The organism is Ensifer adhaerens (genome assembly GCF_028993555.1).
GTDB lineage: Bacteria > Pseudomonadota > Alphaproteobacteria > Rhizobiales > Rhizobiaceae > Ensifer > Ensifer adhaerens_I.
Genome location: NZ_CP118611.1, coordinates 2,086,078 through 2,101,475 on the forward strand (window position 1 = coordinate 2,086,078; position 15,398 = coordinate 2,101,475).

Annotated in this window: 14 protein-coding genes; 10 read left to right on the forward strand and 4 right to left on the reverse strand. The window is 63.0% G+C overall.

Annotated elements, in window-relative coordinates; all coding sequences use genetic code 11:
- Positions 1-65: 65 nt before the first annotated feature.
- From PWG15_RS29605 to PWG15_RS29635, 7 genes are all read left to right on the forward strand, one after another.
- The gene (locus PWG15_RS29605; RefSeq protein WP_275025100.1) at positions 66-584 is read left to right on the forward strand and encodes a ubiquinone biosynthesis methyltransferase UbiE; all 519 of its coding nucleotides are present in this window, start codon (positions 66-68) and stop codon (positions 582-584) included.
- Positions 581-1,756 (forward strand): class I SAM-dependent methyltransferase, encoded by a 1,176-nt coding sequence (locus PWG15_RS29610; RefSeq protein WP_275025101.1) that lies wholly within the window; start codon positions 581-583, stop codon positions 1,754-1,756. Before PWG15_RS29605 ends, PWG15_RS29610 begins: the two co-directional genes overlap by 4 nt.
- Positions 1,753-4,113 carry a SpoIIE family protein phosphatase gene (locus PWG15_RS29615; protein WP_275025102.1) on the forward strand — a complete coding sequence of 787 codons (2,361 nt, stop codon included), beginning with the start codon at positions 1,753-1,755 and terminating at the stop codon, positions 4,111-4,113. Before PWG15_RS29610 ends, PWG15_RS29615 begins: the two co-directional genes overlap by 4 nt.
- Before the next feature lie 4 nt (positions 4,114-4,117).
- The gene (locus tag PWG15_RS29620; RefSeq protein WP_275025104.1) at positions 4,118-4,678 is read left to right on the forward strand and encodes a slr1658 superfamily regulator; all 561 of its coding nucleotides are present in this window, start codon (positions 4,118-4,120) and stop codon (positions 4,676-4,678) included.
- Between the two features lie 13 nt (positions 4,679-4,691).
- Entirely contained in the window at positions 4,692-5,033 is a 342-nt protein-coding gene (locus PWG15_RS29625) for a slr1659 superfamily regulator (RefSeq protein WP_275025105.1), read from the forward strand.
- Positions 5,034-5,250: 217 nt separating this feature from the next.
- Entirely contained in the window at positions 5,251-5,928 is a 678-nt protein-coding gene (locus PWG15_RS29630) for a FadR/GntR family transcriptional regulator (protein ID WP_275025106.1), read from the forward strand.
- Positions 5,925-7,229 (forward strand): CynX/NimT family MFS transporter, encoded by a 1,305-nt coding sequence (locus tag PWG15_RS29635; RefSeq protein WP_275025108.1) that lies wholly within the window; start codon positions 5,925-5,927, stop codon positions 7,227-7,229. Before PWG15_RS29630 ends, PWG15_RS29635 begins: the two co-directional genes overlap by 4 nt.
- A 95-nt stretch (positions 7,230-7,324) precedes the next feature.
- On the opposite strand, the gene PWG15_RS29640 is transcribed toward PWG15_RS29635, so the two are convergent.
- Together PWG15_RS29640 and PWG15_RS29645 are read right to left on the reverse strand one after the other, a co-directional pair.
- A complete protein-coding gene (locus PWG15_RS29640; protein WP_275025109.1) occupies positions 7,325-8,539 on the reverse strand; it encodes an MFS transporter in 1,215 nt (404 codons plus the stop codon).
- 264 nt (positions 8,540-8,803) lie between these two features.
- Positions 8,804-9,871 (reverse strand): IS110 family RNA-guided transposase, encoded by a 1,068-nt coding sequence (locus PWG15_RS29645; protein WP_275025110.1) that lies wholly within the window; start codon positions 9,869-9,871, stop codon positions 8,804-8,806.
- A 445-nt stretch (positions 9,872-10,316) separates the two neighbouring features.
- Between PWG15_RS29645 and PWG15_RS29650 the strand changes: the two genes are divergently transcribed.
- Complete coding sequence (locus tag PWG15_RS29650) at positions 10,317-11,537, forward strand: helix-turn-helix domain-containing protein (RefSeq protein ID WP_275025111.1); 1,221 nt, start codon at positions 10,317-10,319, stop codon at positions 11,535-11,537.
- Between the two features lie 10 nt (positions 11,538-11,547).
- Positions 11,548-12,192 carry a Vgb family protein gene (locus PWG15_RS29655; RefSeq protein ID WP_275025112.1) on the forward strand — a complete coding sequence of 215 codons (645 nt, stop codon included), beginning with the start codon at positions 11,548-11,550 and terminating at the stop codon, positions 12,190-12,192.
- 9 nt (positions 12,193-12,201) lie between these two features.
- On the opposite strand, the gene PWG15_RS29660 is transcribed toward PWG15_RS29655, so the two are convergent.
- Positions 12,202-13,395, reverse strand: coding sequence for an MFS transporter (locus PWG15_RS29660; RefSeq protein ID WP_275025113.1), 1,194 nt, complete (start codon positions 13,393-13,395; stop codon positions 12,202-12,204).
- A 103-nt stretch (positions 13,396-13,498) separates the two neighbouring features.
- On the opposite strand from PWG15_RS29660, the gene PWG15_RS29665 reads away from it, so the two are divergent.
- Positions 13,499-14,386: a LysR family transcriptional regulator gene (locus tag PWG15_RS29665; protein ID WP_275025114.1), complete on the forward strand. Its 888-nt coding sequence runs from the start codon at positions 13,499-13,501 to the stop codon at positions 14,384-14,386.
- Between the two features lie 96 nt (positions 14,387-14,482).
- On the opposite strand, the gene PWG15_RS29670 is transcribed toward PWG15_RS29665, so the two are convergent.
- A complete protein-coding gene (locus PWG15_RS29670) occupies positions 14,483-15,313 on the reverse strand; it encodes an alpha/beta fold hydrolase (RefSeq protein ID WP_275025115.1) in 831 nt (276 codons plus the stop codon).
- Between the last annotated feature and the right edge of the window lie 85 nt (positions 15,314-15,398).

Sequence of the window (15,398 nt, forward strand, 5' to 3'; positions counted from 1 at the left end):
TACAAATCATTATAGAAAGTGCTTTATGGCCGTTGCAGAGTTCGGGGTGCGGAGGACATTGCTGCATGGGTGCAACTGTCAATAAGACCACGGAAACGGCTTTCGAGCCCTTGCTGCAGTTCGATATGGAGATGGAAGATTTCCTCTCGGATTGGCATCACTGCGACCATGTTTCAAGCTACCTCGCCCGCATGATCAGCCACAACAGAACAGATCCGGTGCGGCATTCGAACTTCTTCTCCTCCGCCTTGAACGAGCTTCTCGAAGTTTCGTTTCGCGGCGGCACCACCGACGGAAAGATCGGCCTGTCGATCTACCGCCAAGGCGCCACGGAACGGGTTCAGCTTAACTTCCCATGCCCGCCTGGTCAGGTGCGCTTCTATCGCGAGGCGGTATCGAGAACCCGTGAAAGCGACGCCCAGGCCCGTTATCTCGACGCCATTTCCAACGATCTTGCCCCAAGCCGGGAATCGGTGCTTCTGGACCTCGCGCTCAACTATGACGCCCGCCTCCGGCTTGACGAGGATGCGGCTCCGGCAATCACCCTGATCGTGGATCTTCCTCTTGAAGGAATGGTGAGTTGATCGCAGCGGGCCTTACTCAGCGCTTCAAGGTCGCCTTCGATCCGAACAGCCAGATCTTCTCGCTCGCAGGAACGATCCGGCCGCGTTCAATCGATGAAATCGCCGAGAGCATTCACGCGCTGCGGGAAGCGATCGATGCGGTGCGCGGCGTTCTCTACATCGATGTGAAGCGCCTGATCCAGATGAACAACACGGCCTTCCAGGCCTTCATCCGGGTCGCCCTCGATGCCTGCCGCGAGCGGTCGGACCTGCGCCTGATCATCATCACTTCAAGCGTGGTCGGCTGGACGACGCGCATGTTCCGGCACCTGAGCACGATCGAGCCGCAGATCTCCGTCGAGGTCTACGACTCGATGTTCTATCCCGGCCAGAGCTTCGTCGAGGATACGAGCTTCATTCCCATCCTCCGCGCGCAGACGAAACTGACCTGGCGCCACGAGCGCACCATCCTGCCGCGCCACGGCATGCGGCCCGGCATCGCCGTGGCCGACATCTGTTGCGGCATCGGCGATTTCGCCGTGCTCGCGCAGAAGGAGTTTCAGCCGGCGCGGATCGTCGCCCTCGACCACTCGAAGCCGAGCCTCGCCTATGCCCGCAATGTGGCGGCGGAGTTCGGCGTAACGGGTATCGAATATACCTACGGCGACGCGTCGGAGATGCTACTCGAGGACAACCAGTTCGACTTCGTGACCTGCCGCCACTCGCTGCAGATCTTCAATCAGCCGGAGCTGCTTCTCAAGGAGCTCTTTCGGATCGTGAAGCCGGGCGGCCGCGTCTACATCACCAACGAGAAGAACTCGCACTGCCTCGGCGAGCCACGGGCGCAAAGCATCCAATGGACCTACAATGAGCTCGCCAGGCTTTTGAGCCATTTCGAGATGGACGTGGAACTCGGGCCGAAAAGCCGGCGCTATCTCGCCGACGCGGGCTTCGACGACATCCTGGTCGAATCCTTCATGGTCACCAATCTGGACGGTGACCCCCAGGATTTCGCCGACATCATCGCCGGCTGGGAGAAGATGTTTGCGGCGATGGCTGCAAGACACGGCGAAGCACCCGAATTCATCGACCGTTTTCGCCAGGGCTTCCAGGATCACATCTTCGCGGCACTGCATCCGAAGGGCTATGCGGGCTGGCCGATCTGGGCAGCATCCGGGCGCAAACCACTATGAGCGCAAGCAATATCCAACAGCCTCGGTTCGGTTTGAGATCCTTTCGCGCCAAGTTCGTGCTGGTCGTCGGCAGCGCCGTGCTCTTCGACCTCCTGCTGACAGGCGGCCTGGCGCTCTGGAATGTTCAAAGATTGTCGCGTGATGCGACAACGGAGGTCGGACAGGGCCTGCAAAAGGCCAACGAAGATTACATGCTCACCTATGCGGAATCGACGGCCGCGCGGGTTGATCTTCTGCTCGGCCAGGTGCACGCCGACGTCGCCACGCTCGCGGGCGTGCTCCAGGCGCAGATCGATCGCCCCGTGCGCAGGTCCGATGTCGGAGAGGCACTGGCGCGGCACGCACCGGAATCCGTTACCGTCACCTACGATCCGAAAGGTGGGTGGGCGCAGAACCTTCGGGGACCGCTCTCGAGCGTAAGCGTTTGGAGCTATCTCCTTGGCCCCGACCACCGGCCATTGCCCGAGGTGCAGACCGATATCGAGAACAGCGCCGTTCTCGATCTGGTTGCTCCTGCGCTGCTTGAGCACGGCCGCTCCAAACTGCAGATGTACTACGTCGGACCAAAGGAGCGGCCGATCTTGCGGATGGCGCCCTATGCCGATCAGGCGCAGACGTTCGACCGTCTCTACCCCGGTCACAACGAGGCCAACTTCTGGAACTTCTTCTTCCCCGGCCTCTACGAGTCCTGGGAGGGATGGGCGAAGTCTCCGAGCCTCAGGCCCGTCGCAGCCGATACCACGCAAACGGCACCTTATACGGATGCCGCCTCGGGGAAACTGATCGTCAGCTTCTTCCAGCCGCTCTGGACGCGCGACCGCAAGGGTGTCGCCGGGGCGACCGGAACCGATATCACGCTCGACCAGCTGGCCGAGGTTGTCGAAAGCGTCAAAGTCGGCGACAGTGGCTTCGGGTTCCTGGTGATGTCCGACGGCAACGTGCTTGCCATCAATCCGGTCGGCGAAAAGGTGATCGGCCTGCAGCGTTCGAGCGACACTGGTGGACAAGGCGTCACCGGGTTGGAGCGCTCGCTGCGCCGCAGCATACAGCCTGCGATCGCAGAGCTGCCGCTTGGCGCCGATGGCGCCATTCAGCGGGTGCTGCTCGACGAGAGCGGTGAGAAGGTCCCCTATCTCATTGTCCTGAAGCAGCTCGAGCCCGAGAACTTCTGGGTGTCCGGTCCGGTGCGCCGCGAGACCATGTCGATCGGCATCGTCGTGCCCGAGCGGGAAATCTATGCCTCACTGTTTGCGGCGCAGGCGAGTATCTCTGAAGCGACGAACCGCATCCTTGTCTATCAAATCCTGGCCCTGCTCGCCTCGCTGCTGTTCGTCACGCTCGCCGTGTTCGGCATTTCCAAGCGGGTTACCCGCGGCATCAGCGCGCTTGCCGGAGCGGCAACCCGCATCGAGGCCAAGGACTATTCCGTCCGGGTGCCCATCACGACGCGCGACGAAGTCGGTGAAGCCGGTATCGCCTTCAACCGCATGGCCGAAGAGATCAGCTACCACACCGAGAACCTCGAAAACCTGGTGACCGAGCGCACCAAGCAGCTCGAGGACGCCAATCATCAGATTTCGACGCTGAATACCCAACTGCGCAGCGAGAACCTGCGCCTTGGCGCCGAACTCGCCGTCGCCAAGCAGATCCAGATGATGGTGCTGCCGAAGGCCGGCGAGCTCGCGGAAATCGCCGATCTCGAAATCGCCGCCTATATGCGCCCGGCCGACGAGGTGGGAGGCGACTACTACGATGTGCTGCGCGACGGCGAGCGGCTGAAGATCGGCATCGGCGACGTGACCGGTCATGGCCTTGAAAGCGGTGTGCTGATGCTGATGGTGCAGTCCGTCGCCCGCGCGTTGCAGGAAGCCGGCGACATGGATCCGGAGGAGTTCCTCAACCGCCTCAACCGCGCCATCTACAAGAACATCGTGCGGACCAATACCGACAAGCATCTGTCGTTGGCCTTCCTCGACTACGACGATGGCCGCCTGACGCTGTCGGGGCAGCACGAGGAACTGATCGTCGTGCGCAAGGGTGCGGAAATCGAGCGCATCGACACGCTCGACCTCGGTCTGCCGATCGGCCTGGAAGCGGACATTTCGCGCTTTGTTGCCACGCGCGAAATCTCCTTTGGCCGCGGCGACATGATCGTGCTGCACACGGACGGCGTGACCGAGGCGGTGAACGCCAAGGGCGAGCTTTTCGGCATCGAGCGGCTTTGCGAGAGCGCCGGAAAACGTTACGGGCAGAGCGCCGAAGACGTCAAGACAGGTATCATCGTGGACCTGATGGCGCATATCGGCAAGCAGAAGATTTACGACGACATCACGCTCGTCGTCATGAGACACAGGTGATCAGATGACCACGCTCTACGGACTGGCGGACCTGACGATCGGCGCCCACCAGAGAATGACGCGGCTGCGCCTCTATGACGGGCCGCTTGATCTCAGCTGGAAGCATTGCGCCATGGCTTCGGATCTCGTGGCCGAACTTGCAGCGCTGCGCTACCGCGCCTCGCACAACACCTACCGCGAAGTCCGGCACAACATCGGCTACCTGACCAATGAACTGGTGGAGAATGCGGTGAAGTTCCGTGCCTCCGGAGCCGTTATGGTAGAAGCCGCTCTGGAAGCAAACAGTTTCCGAACGAAAGTGTCCAACGTCATCGGCAACGAGGCGGCTGCTCGCTTTCAGGACCTGCTTTCCGAGATCGCAGACGGCGACCCCGGAGACCTGCTCATCGAGCGCATCGAAGCCAATGCAACCGGGCTCGGCAAGAGCGGCTCGGGGCTTGGTCTTTTGACGCTGATGAGCGATTATGGCGTTCGTTTCGCTTGGGTTTTTGGTGCCCAGGGGGACGACGGCGAAACCTCGCTGGAGACCTATGCCTCCATCGCGGTCCCAGACCTCTCGAACTGATGAGCCGGTGAATATGGAAAACAGGGACGAAGAAGAATATCGCGTTTGGTCCGAAGGCAACGATATCCATTTCGAAGGCACGATGCGGCTGCCGGGAACGGAAGCCTATGCCCCGATCTTCTCGACCGTCATGGGCGTACTTGAAACCGAGCCCGAGCACGTCACGATCGATCTGACCGAATTGCAGTTCCTGAATTCGTCCGGGATCAACCTGCTCGCCAAGCTGACGATCGAGGCACGCAATCGCCCGAACGTGCAGTTGACGGTGCGCGGAACCTCCGAGATCCCGTGGCAATCGAAATCCTTGCCGAACCTCAAGAAGCTGCATCCCGGCCTCGACCTGAGGCTCAACTGAGATAGCCGGTTCGGTCGCGCTGCGGCTCATGCACGCCGATCTTCATGCCAGTGCTCCCGGTCTCTCTACCGGCAGCGCTGACTATTGCTTATCCGAAAAGACCGATATCAGCGGAAGAACCCAACGCGGCTCGGCCCTCCGCTGCGCCTTACCCCGATTGACTCGCGTCTCAACTCGGCCTATCCATCAAATCATCTGATGACTTGATGAGCAGACGATGCAGCCGATCAATCGCACCAATCTCGCCGAGAGCACGGCCGAAAGCCTGCGCATGGAAATCCTCAGTGGCCGCTGGGCGGTCGGTGAGCGTATTCCGAACGAAACGGCCCTCACCGAACTGCTCGCCGTCAGCCGCGGCACCGTGCGTGAAGCCGTCCGGGTCCTGATCTCGAAGGGCCTTCTCGACGCCCGCCAGGGCTCCGGCACCTATGTCCGTTCCACCGTCGACGCCTCGGACGCTCTCGACCGGGTCAAACGCACCGGTCTGCGCGACCAGTGGGAGGCACGCGCGGCACTCGACGTCGAGGCGGCACGGCTGGCGGCACTGCGTCATACGCCTGAAGACCTTGAGCGCATGTCCAGGCTGCTCGCCGCCCGCGGCACGGTGGCCGACGGCGGACGCGACGCCTTCGGCCAACGCGACATCGCCTTCCACAGATCGATCGTCGAGGCATCGGGCAACAAGGCGATCGTCGAGCTCTATGACTTCTTCACCTCGGCCATCCTCGAAACCATCCACTCGACCCTTCGCGGCGACCTGCCCGAACCGGACGACAAGGCGCATGCGGCGATCGTCGAAGCAATCGCGTCCGGTGATCCGGACAAGGCCGCTGCCTCCGTCCGGGCGTTCATGGCCCCCGTCCTCGCTGAACTTGATCGGCTTCTCATCCAATGAACCAGACGTTTCGTGACCCCCACAAGGCCGAGGCCGCCGAACCACTCGGCCCCGAAGACCAGCTCATCGACGCCGAGGCCGACAGCCTGCCGGCACCGCAGCCACCGGTCTTGAGCCACGGCGCCCGCATCCTTCTCGGTGTGAGCCTCGTCCTGATCGCCTTCAACCTGCGGCCACTGTTTTCAAGCCTCTCGGTGCTGCTGCCCGAGGTGATGCAGGCGACCGGCCTGTCCACCGCTGGCGCCAGCGTGCTCACCACCCTGCCGGTGGTCTGCCTCGGCATCTTCGCGCCGCTCGCACCCAAACTTGCGCAACGCTTCGGCGCCGAGCGCACGCTTCTTGGCGTGCTGTTGCTGCTGACGCTCGGCACGGGGCTCCGCGGTGTGCAGTCCGTTCCGTTGCTGTTCATCTCAACCTTTGCCGCCGGTGCGGCGATCGCGATCGGCAACGTTCTCCTCCCCGGTCTCGTCAAGCGTGACTTTGCCGATCGGGCTGCGATGATGACGGGCCTCTACACCATGGCACTCTGCGCCGGCGCGGCCAGTGCCGCCGGCCTTACTTTGTCGATCGAGCACCATGTCGTCGGCTCCTGGTCCGGCGCACTCGCCGCCTGGGCGGTGCCGGCTCTGATCGTGCTTCTGATCTGGGCGCCGCAGGCGCTGCGCGGCAAGGCACAGGCCCGCCACAGCGGTTTCCGCGTCGTCGGCCTCTGGCGTGATCGGCTTGCCTGGCAGGTGACGCTGTTCATGGGTTTGCAGTCGGCGCTTGCCTATTGCGTCTTCGGCTGGATGGCTCCGATCCTTCGCGAGCGCGGCCTTGATGCCGCAACCGCCGGCGCAGTCGTCTCTGCCTCGATCATGATGCAGGTCGTTACCTGCCTGCTCGTGCCCTCCTTCGCCGTCCGGCGCCGGGACCAGCGCGCCGTCTGCGTGGCGCTCGTGGCCGCTGCCGTCATTGCCCTCATCGGCATCCTTTTCGCGCCGCTGTCGACGGTGCTCGTCTGGGCCGTTCTTCAAGGCATCGGCCAGGGTGGCCTGATTGCCGCAGCGATGACCCTCATCGTGCTGCGCTCGCCCGACTCCCATGTCGCTGCGCATCTCTCCGGCATGGCCCAAGGCGTCGGCTACGTGCTCGCCGCCATCGGCCCGCTGCTCGTCGGCTTCATTCGCAGCTGGACCGGCAGCTTTACGGCCAGCGCCGTTCTCTTCATCGCCCTTGGCACCGGCGCGGCGATCATGGGCTTGGGCGCCGGCCGGGCACTGCACGTTGGCGCACGGACCATCCGGGTGGACGACCGCTAAGGCAGGCGGCGGCCTCTCGGCTATTGGCAAGCATCAATTTCATCAGGCTCCACCTCCGTGGTGGAGCCCTTTCCTGTTGGCCTCCGGGCTTTGCATCACGCTGCAACAGCTGCCGGTTGGTACCGCGGCGCCGGTCGGAAGGTCAGCGCGATCAGGAATGCGCCGAGGCCGATGCCCCAGGAACCGACGTAGAGCCACGTGTAGCTTGCCATCGCATCGTAAATCATGCCGCCGGCGATCGGTCCCGTCGCCATGCCCAGACTGCCGGCCATCGCCGTTCCACCGATCACCGTCCCCATCATCCGCAGGGGGAAATTCTCGCGGGCGAGCACGGCATAGAGCGGCATGACGCCCGCATAGATGAAGCCGAACAGGGCGGCGACGGCGTAGAACGAGCCAAGCCCCGCGGCAAAGACATAGGCCAGCGCCCCAAAGGCCTGGGCAAGCAACCCGAGAACCAGCACGCGCTTTGCCCCGAACCGGTCGCCGAGCAGCCCGAAGACCACGCGTCCGCCCATGCCGGCCAACCCCTCGACGCTATAGATCGACACGGCCGCCATCACGGGAATACCGCAGGTAATGGCATAGCTCACCGTGTGAAAGATCGGGCCGGAATGGGTGGCGCAGCAGAAGAAGTTTGTCAGCAGCAGGATGATGAACAGCGGCGACTTCAGCACCTGGCTCGTCGTCATCGACGATTGCGCCTCATCCTCAGGCGAAGCCGCGGCAGCGCCGCCGGCCAGTGCCGGCGCCTGGCGAACGAGAAGCGACACCGGGATCATCACGACGGCGACGACGACGGCGATGATCTGTAGCGCGGTTCTCCAGTCGTAGTCAGAGACGAGCCACGCGGCAAACGGCGACATCGTCATTGGCGCCATGCCCATGCCGGCCGAAACGAGCGACACGGCAAGGCTCCGGTGCGTATCGAACCAACCGGTGACGCAGGCCATCATCGGCGCGAAGATCGCCGCTGTTGCTGTGCCGACGACAACGCCGAAAACGATCTGAAAGGCGATCAGCGAGGTCGCCCAGCTTGCCGCCATCAGGCTGACAGCCAGAAGCACCGAGCCGATGAGAACGATCGGCCGTGCACCCCAACGATCGGAGAGACTGCCCCAGGCGATGCTGGCGAAGGCCATCGCCAGGAAGCCGATGGTCATGGCACTGGAGACCCCGGTGACGGACCAGCCGGTATCCCGCGAGATCGGCAACAGGAACACCGGTAGCGAGAACATCGCGCCGATCGCCAGGCAGCCAAGCAGGCCGCCAGCTGCCACGATAACCCAACGATAATGCGAATTGGTCATTGCAATCTCCAATGAAAGAACACAAGGGGCAAAACGGCTTCAATTGGCGGCTTTTCCTTGGGTTCGGTTGGTTATTGACCGGCATTTCCGCCGATAGGCTAAATGTCTTCCTTCCGCGCGACAGGCATCTGCCGTTCGGTTCTGAACCAATCTCCAATACGTGACCTGATGCCTTGGCTTCGGTCACAGAGTGGCGTTCGGCTCCCGGCTTCCCATTCTCCTTGAAGAGCGCAGCCCAGTCCTGCCGGGCTCGCTAGACTGCAATCAGGACAGCCGGGATATCGTTGACGCGCTTTCCATGGGGCCGGTGTCGCGCCGCTCGTAGGCGCGCTGGTCACGCAGGATCTGGAAGGCGATCGTCAAAAGCTTGCGCGCGATGGCAACCCGCGCCTTGTTCACTCCTTTGAACTTCAAGTGGTCGTACTGGGCGCGCAGCTCAGGATCGCTGGCGATGGCGGGGGTGACCGCCTCGACGAACGCCCAGCGCAACCATTTATTGCCCTGCCTGATGATCTTGCCGTGGTAGGTCTTGCCGCCACTCGAATAGGTCGATGGTACGAGGCCGGCATAGGCGGCCAGCTTCTTCGGGGTGCGGAACCGGCTGATATCATCGATCTCCGCATCGATCAGCCGGGCGAAGAACTCGCCGATGCCGGGGATCGTCTTCAACAGCCTGACATCGCCATTGCCCTTGGTCATCGCCCGGATCGTTGCTTCCGCCTGCTTGATCCGCACGTCAATGTCGCCAATGAAGGCGAGGCCACGGTCGATCTGGATACGGTCGATCGCTGAGACCTCAATCTGCGCCAGCTGGCTGCGGCCGGCCTTACCAAACAGGTCCCCAAGCGTCTTCAACTGCGCCGTCTGTTCCGGATAACGATCAAACACCGTGACTATGCGGTTCTTCGTCATCGTGCGCAGCCGCACGTAAAACATCCGCTCGCGCAGCGCGACACGCAACTCGCGGGCCTTGTCGCTCGGTGCCCAGGCCTGTGGCACCAGGTCGGCCCTGAGCAGGTGTGCCAGCACGGTGGCGTCGATCTTGTCGGTCTTGATCTTGGCGTCGGCGATCGCCTTGACCTTCAACGGATGGGCGAGAACGACATCGTCACAAATGTCGTCGAGCCAGTCGTAGATCACCATCCAGTTGCGCGTTGCCTCGACAACCGCATGGCTATTCTCGCGATAGCGTTCGAGAAAGCTGCCCAGCGACTGGCGGTCGTTCTTCACCCGGCCGGATCTGAGCGTCTTGCCGCCCGAATCCTGCACCACCAGGTGGCTGTAGGATTTGTGGTAGTCGACGCCGATATGGTATTCATAGGACGCAGTCATGCTTCCAACTCCCGTGTTGAGATCTCCAAAACCCCAACAGGATAAGCCGACAGGCTGGAAGCGTGACTGTCCCTCGATCATCACCTGCATCTCAGTGATCCGTTCTCTCAGTGGGCGGGCACTCTTTCATGCCACCTCCTTGGTGGCGCCCGACTGCCGGCAGCGCCGATAACGTGCAAACTGATCGCGCAGCAGGTCGAAAGTGCAGAGCGCTTCCCTTGCTGGTTGCTGTAAGACGCAGGCGCTGGACGAAAGCCGACATCCCATTTGCAGAATTTTATAAGTATTGCAGGTTCGCCTGGCGTCACGCGGCACACCGTTGACCAGATCTGATCCAGGCCACTTGATTGTGCCTCGAAGGTCCTCTCTGTTGTCCCGTACCGGTTGAGCAATAGATAGAGGCCGAAGCACTGTTGGGGGGAGTGACAAGTGTGACGGGATTTCGATGGATTCGCTGATCACCGCGGCAGGCCAGGCGCTGGCGGCTGGAGACCTGCTCGGAGCGCTGAAGCGTGTCGCCCTGCGCGACGACCCGCCGGCACTGGCGCTTCGCGGTATCGCGATGGCTCAGCTTGGAGATCTCGGCCGCGCCAAGACGCTGTTGAAGGCGGCCGCGCGCGGCTTCGGCCCTAAGGAGGCCGTGGCCCGTGCGCGATGCATCGTTGCCGAAGCGGAAATCGCGATCGTCTCGCGCGATCTCTCCTGGCCGACGAAGGCGCTGGATACCGCCCGCGCAACGCTCGAGGCCCATGGAGACACCCTCAATTCCGCTCACGCTCGCAATCTTGGCGCCCGGCGCCTGCTGCTTCTCGGCCGTCTCGACGAAGCCGAACACCTGCTTGCCGGCGTCGATCCAAGCCGGCTAACGCCGCCAGCGAGAGCCACACACGAGCTCGTGGTTGCCGGCATCGCCGTTCGCCGACTGCAGACGGGCGCTGCTGCTAGCGCTTTCGCCAGGGCAAGCGAGGCGGCGCAAGCAACAAGCATTGCGGCGCTGATCGCGGAAGTCGAAGGCGCGGCCGCCATCCTGAAGACGCCGGCCGCCCGGCTCCTGAGTAGGGGAGATGAGCGCCTGCTGCTGCTGGAGGACGTCGAAACTCTGCTCGCTTCCGGCGCCCTTGTCATCGACGCCTGCCGAAACATCATCCGGTGCGAAGCCTCCGCCGTTCCGCTTGCATCGCGGCCGGTGCTCTTTGCGCTGACGCGCACACTTGGAGAGGCATGGCCAGGCGACGTCTCGCGGCGCACCTTACTCGCCCGTGCCTTCGGGGCGAAACATGTCGACGAATCCCACCGGGCACGACTGAGGGTCGAGATCGGCCGGCTACGCGACGAACTCCGTGCCTTCGCGAACATCAGCGCGACCAGCGACGGCTTCCGGCTGGTTCCACATGGCGACCACGCGGTCGCGGTGCTTGCGCCGCCGGTCGATGAACGACATGCGGCGGTGCTGGCACTGCTTGGTGATGGCGAGGCATGGTCGAGCTCCGCGCTCGCCATCGCGCTTTCCTTGAGCCCGCGCACCGTGCAAAGGGCGCTCGAAGAGCTTTCCTCGGAAGGCAAGGCCCTGCCGGTGGGTCGCGGACGCGCGCGACGCTGGGTGATCCCGCCTGTACCGACATTCCCGACAATCTTGTTACTCCCCGGTCCACTGCCAAGCGATTAGGATTGAGACCATGAAAAAATCCGAAGCCGAAATCCTCCGCGAGTATGGCCCCTTCCCGGGAGCAGACCACGTCCATGGCGTCACCTTCGACGGCCGGAACGTCTGGTTTGCCTCGGGCGACAAGATCAATGCGCTCGACCCGGAAAGCGGCAGCACCGTTCGCTCGATCGACGTCGCGGCTCATGCCGGCACTGCTTTTGACGGCAAACACCTGTTCCAGATCGCCGAGGATCGCATCCAGAAGATCGATCCGGATACCGGCCGTGTGCTGGCGACGATCCCGGCGCCGGGCGGCGGCGGCGATTCCGGCCTTGCCTGGGCCGAGGGAAGCCTTTGGGTCGGGCAGTATCGCGGCCGCAGAATCCACCAGATCGACCCTGAGACCGGCACAATCCTGCGCACCATCGAGTCCAAGCGCGTCGTGACGGGCGTCACCTGGGTCGATGGGGAGCTCTGGCACGGCACCTGGGAAGGCGACGACAGCGACCTCAGGCATATCGACCCGGAAACGGGGGCGGTGCTCGAGCGGATCGTGATGCCGTCGGGCACCGGTGTGTCGGGACTGGAGTCCGATGGCGGCGAACGCTTCTTCTGCGGCGGCGGCGTGAGCGGAACGATCCGCGCCGTCCGCCGACCGAAGAAGCATGCTCCCTAGCTTCATCCCTCAGCGCGAAGTCTCCAGCCTGGCCACCCGTCGAGCAAGCAGCTTGGCGACCAATGCCAGCGCCGCAAGTGCCAGGCCAAGCACGCTGACGCCGGGCCAGGAGCCATAGCTCCAGGCGGCGAACGACAGAGCCGAGCCTGCCGCTCCCCCCAAAAACATGCTGGTCATGAAAATCGTATTGATGCGGCTGCGCGCCGCTGGCTCAAGCGCATAGATGATATGCTGGTTGGCGATCAGCGCGACCTGGATGCCGATATCAAGCACGATGACGCCGACCGCAAGTCCGGCAATCGAGGCCCAGGCCCCGAGTAGCACCCAGGCAGCGAGCGTCAAAGCCGCACCGAACCAGACGACGGACCGTGCGCCTCGTCGATCCGCCACCCTGCCGGCGAGCGGTGCTGCAAAGACACCGATCGCGCCGACAATGCCGAACAGACCTGCGGCATCCGCGCCCAAATTGAAACGCGGCATCGCCAGATAAAGCGCGAGCACGCTCCAGAACGCCGTGAAGGATGCGAAAAGCGCCGCTTGCACCATCGAGGCGAGGCGGAGCGCCGGCTCGCGCCGCCAAAGCGTGGCGAGCGAGGCAAGGGCTTCGCGATAAGGCAAACGCAATTCCGGGCGCAGATCCGGCAAGGTCCGAAACATCAGGAACGAAGCTGCAAGTGCGAGAGGAACACTTGCCCAGAACATCTCGCGCCAGCCGGCGTGGGCCCCGACAAAACCGGAGACCGTGCGGCTGAGCAGGATGCCGGTCAGAACCCCGGCCATGACTGTGCCGATCGCCGCCCCGCGTTTGTCAGGCGTGGACAGCATCGCAGCGATCGGGACAATCTGCTGCGCGACGGTGGCGCTGGCCCCAAGCAGCACGGACGCAGCAATCAGCAAGAACGGCGATGGCGCCAAAGCCGCAGCGGTTGCTGCTATCGCGATCGCCAGGAACTGCCCGACGATCAGCCGTCTCCGCGGAACGATATCGCCGAGCGGCAGCAGAAGCAGCAGCCCGAGGGCGTAGCCGAGTTGCGTCGCCGTCGGAAGCAGGCCGACGACCGCCTCGCCAGGAAACTCGGCCTCGACGAGACCCAGCAATGGTTGATTGTAGTAGATGTTTGCGACCGCGATACCGCTGGCGACGGCCATGGCGTAGAGGCGGGTTCGGCCGAGGCCGGAATGCACGGTTTCGTGGGTAAACATTTCACTTGCCCTTCTCACTGGAGAGATGGGCTTGATCTATCGCTTTATCGAAACTCGCTGTAGTGTCGCCACTATACATAGCAGAATATCGGATTTCGATACAATGAACCTCGACGACGTCAGCGTCTTCACCGCCGCGGCAAGCGGCGGCAGCCTCGCCGAAGCCGCGCGACGGCTTGGCATCACCCCCATGATCGCGACCCGGCGGCTCGCCTCGCTGGAGCAGGCAGTTGGTGCCCGGCTGATGCACCGCACGACCCGGTCCCTGTCACTGACGCCGGAGGGCGAAACCTTTCTGCCCTATGCCCAGGATCTGCTCGAAACCGAGCAGCTGGCGCGAACGTTGCTGAGGGGTGACGGCGACGGAGCGACCGGTCTCCTGCGTGTCTCGGCACCGGTTGCCTTCTCGATCAAGCTGATTGCGCCGCTCATACCTTCGCTGCTTGACGATCATCCTGGGCTCAAGGTCTCGCTCGATATGAACGACACGATGCCTGACCTGGTGGCGTCGGGCATTGATCTGGCGATCCGCGTCGCGCGCTTGAAAGACAGCAGTCTGATCGCCAAGAAACTGGCCGAAAATCCGCGTTCCCTGGTCGCTTCGCCAGCCTATGTCGAAAAGCATGGGAGCCCGCGGACCAGCGGCGATCTCATCGATCATCAATGCTTGCCACTGCACGGCGTCAGCCATTGGACTTTTCTCAGCGCTGGGGTCGAGAGGCATGTACGACTGCAGGGCCGTTTCTCGTCGACGAGCATCGAAGGATGCCATGCGGCCTGCCTCACCGGTGCCGGCATCACCCTGCTTTCGGACTGGAATATCGCCGACGATCTCGATGCAGGGCGGCTGGTACGCATTCACCTCGAAGATGCAGCACCCGAGACATTGGCGATCTGGGCCGTCTACCCGACGACGAAGCTTGTCGCGCCCAAGGTCCGCGTCTTCATCGACCGGTTGATGGGGGCCCTCGGCAAAAGCGCAAGGGCCTGAACGACAAAACCCGCACCGCGATCATCACGGTGCGGGCATCAAGATTTGTCCCGGCACGGTCCGCAGTACCGAGACGCCGCGGATCATGGCAGCCCTTTAGGCCTTGATGAAGGCAAGCAGGTCCGGATTGATCACATCGGCGTGGGTCGTCAGCATCCCATGTGGATAACCTTCATAGACCTTGAGCGTGCCATTTTTCAGGAGCTTGACCGCAAGCCGCGCCGAATCGTCGATCGGCACGATCTGATCGTCGTCGCCATGCATGACCAGCGTCGGCACGTCGATCGTCTTGAGGTCCTCGGTGAAGTCGGTTTCCGAAAAGGCCTTGATGCCCTCGTAATGCGCCTTGGCGCTGCCCATCATGCCCTGACGCCACCAGTTCTGGATTACCCCCTCGGACACTTCGGCACCCGGGCGGTTGAAGCCATAGAAGGGGCCCGCCGGCACATCGCGGAAGAACTGCGCACGGTTGGCGGCAAGCGCGGAACGGAAGCCATCGAACACTTCGATCGGCAGCCCGCCCGGATTGTTCGCGGTCTTGACCATGATCGGCGGAACGGCACCGACCATGATCAGCTTGGCGACCCGTCCGGCACCGTGGCGCGCCACGTAAGCTGCGGCCTCGCCGCCGCCGGTGGAGTGGCCGATATGGATCGCATCGCTGAGTTCGAGCTTGAGGACGAGTGCCGCGACGTCCTTCGCATAATGGGCGATGTCGTGCCCTTCGCTGACCTGGGTCGAGCGCCCGTGGCCACGGCGGTCGTGAGCGATGACGCGATAGCCCTTGTTGACGAAATAGAGCATCTGCGCGTCCCAATCGTCTGCTGACAACGGCCAGCCATGGTGAAAGACGATTGGCTGGCCCGAGCCCCAATCCTTGTAGAAGATATCGACGCCGTCTTCAGTCCTGACGAAATTCTCGGTCATGGGAACGGTTCCTTTATTTGGGTTCTAGGGTGATCTTCCTGGCACGTTCCGTGGCGCTGGATTGGCGCCATGGAACGCAACCCAC

Bases quoted from the DNA above. Each gene is read 5' to 3' on its own strand.
- PWG15_RS29605 (WP_275025100.1), top strand. From the start codon at position 66: ATGGGTGCAACTGTCAATAAGACCACGGAAACGGCTTTCGAGCCCTTG.
- PWG15_RS29615 (WP_275025102.1), top strand. From the start codon at position 1,753: ATGAGCGCAAGCAATATCCAACAGCCTCGGTTCGGTTTGAGATCCTTT.
- PWG15_RS29620 (WP_275025104.1), top strand. From the start codon at position 4,118: ATGACCACGCTCTACGGACTGGCGGACCTGACGATCGGCGCCCACCAG.
- PWG15_RS29625 (WP_275025105.1), top strand. From the start codon at position 4,692: ATGGAAAACAGGGACGAAGAAGAATATCGCGTTTGGTCCGAAGGCAAC.
- PWG15_RS29630 (WP_275025106.1), top strand. From the start codon at position 5,251: ATGCAGCCGATCAATCGCACCAATCTCGCCGAGAGCACGGCCGAAAGC.
- PWG15_RS29635 (WP_275025108.1), top strand. From the start codon at position 5,925: ATGAACCAGACGTTTCGTGACCCCCACAAGGCCGAGGCCGCCGAACCA.
- PWG15_RS29640 (WP_275025109.1), bottom strand. From the start codon at position 8,539: ATGACCAATTCGCATTATCGTTGGGTTATCGTGGCAGCTGGCGGCCTG.
- PWG15_RS29645 (WP_275025110.1), bottom strand. From the start codon at position 9,871: ATGACTGCGTCCTATGAATACCATATCGGCGTCGACTACCACAAATCC.
- PWG15_RS29650 (WP_275025111.1), top strand. From the start codon at position 10,317: ATGGATTCGCTGATCACCGCGGCAGGCCAGGCGCTGGCGGCTGGAGAC.
- PWG15_RS29655 (WP_275025112.1), top strand. From the start codon at position 11,548: ATGAAAAAATCCGAAGCCGAAATCCTCCGCGAGTATGGCCCCTTCCCG.
- PWG15_RS29660 (WP_275025113.1), bottom strand. From the start codon at position 13,395: ATGTTTACCCACGAAACCGTGCATTCCGGCCTCGGCCGAACCCGCCTC.
- PWG15_RS29665 (WP_275025114.1), top strand. From the start codon at position 13,499: ATGAACCTCGACGACGTCAGCGTCTTCACCGCCGCGGCAAGCGGCGGC.
- PWG15_RS29670 (WP_275025115.1), bottom strand. From the start codon at position 15,313: ATGACCGAGAATTTCGTCAGGACTGAAGACGGCGTCGATATCTTCTAC.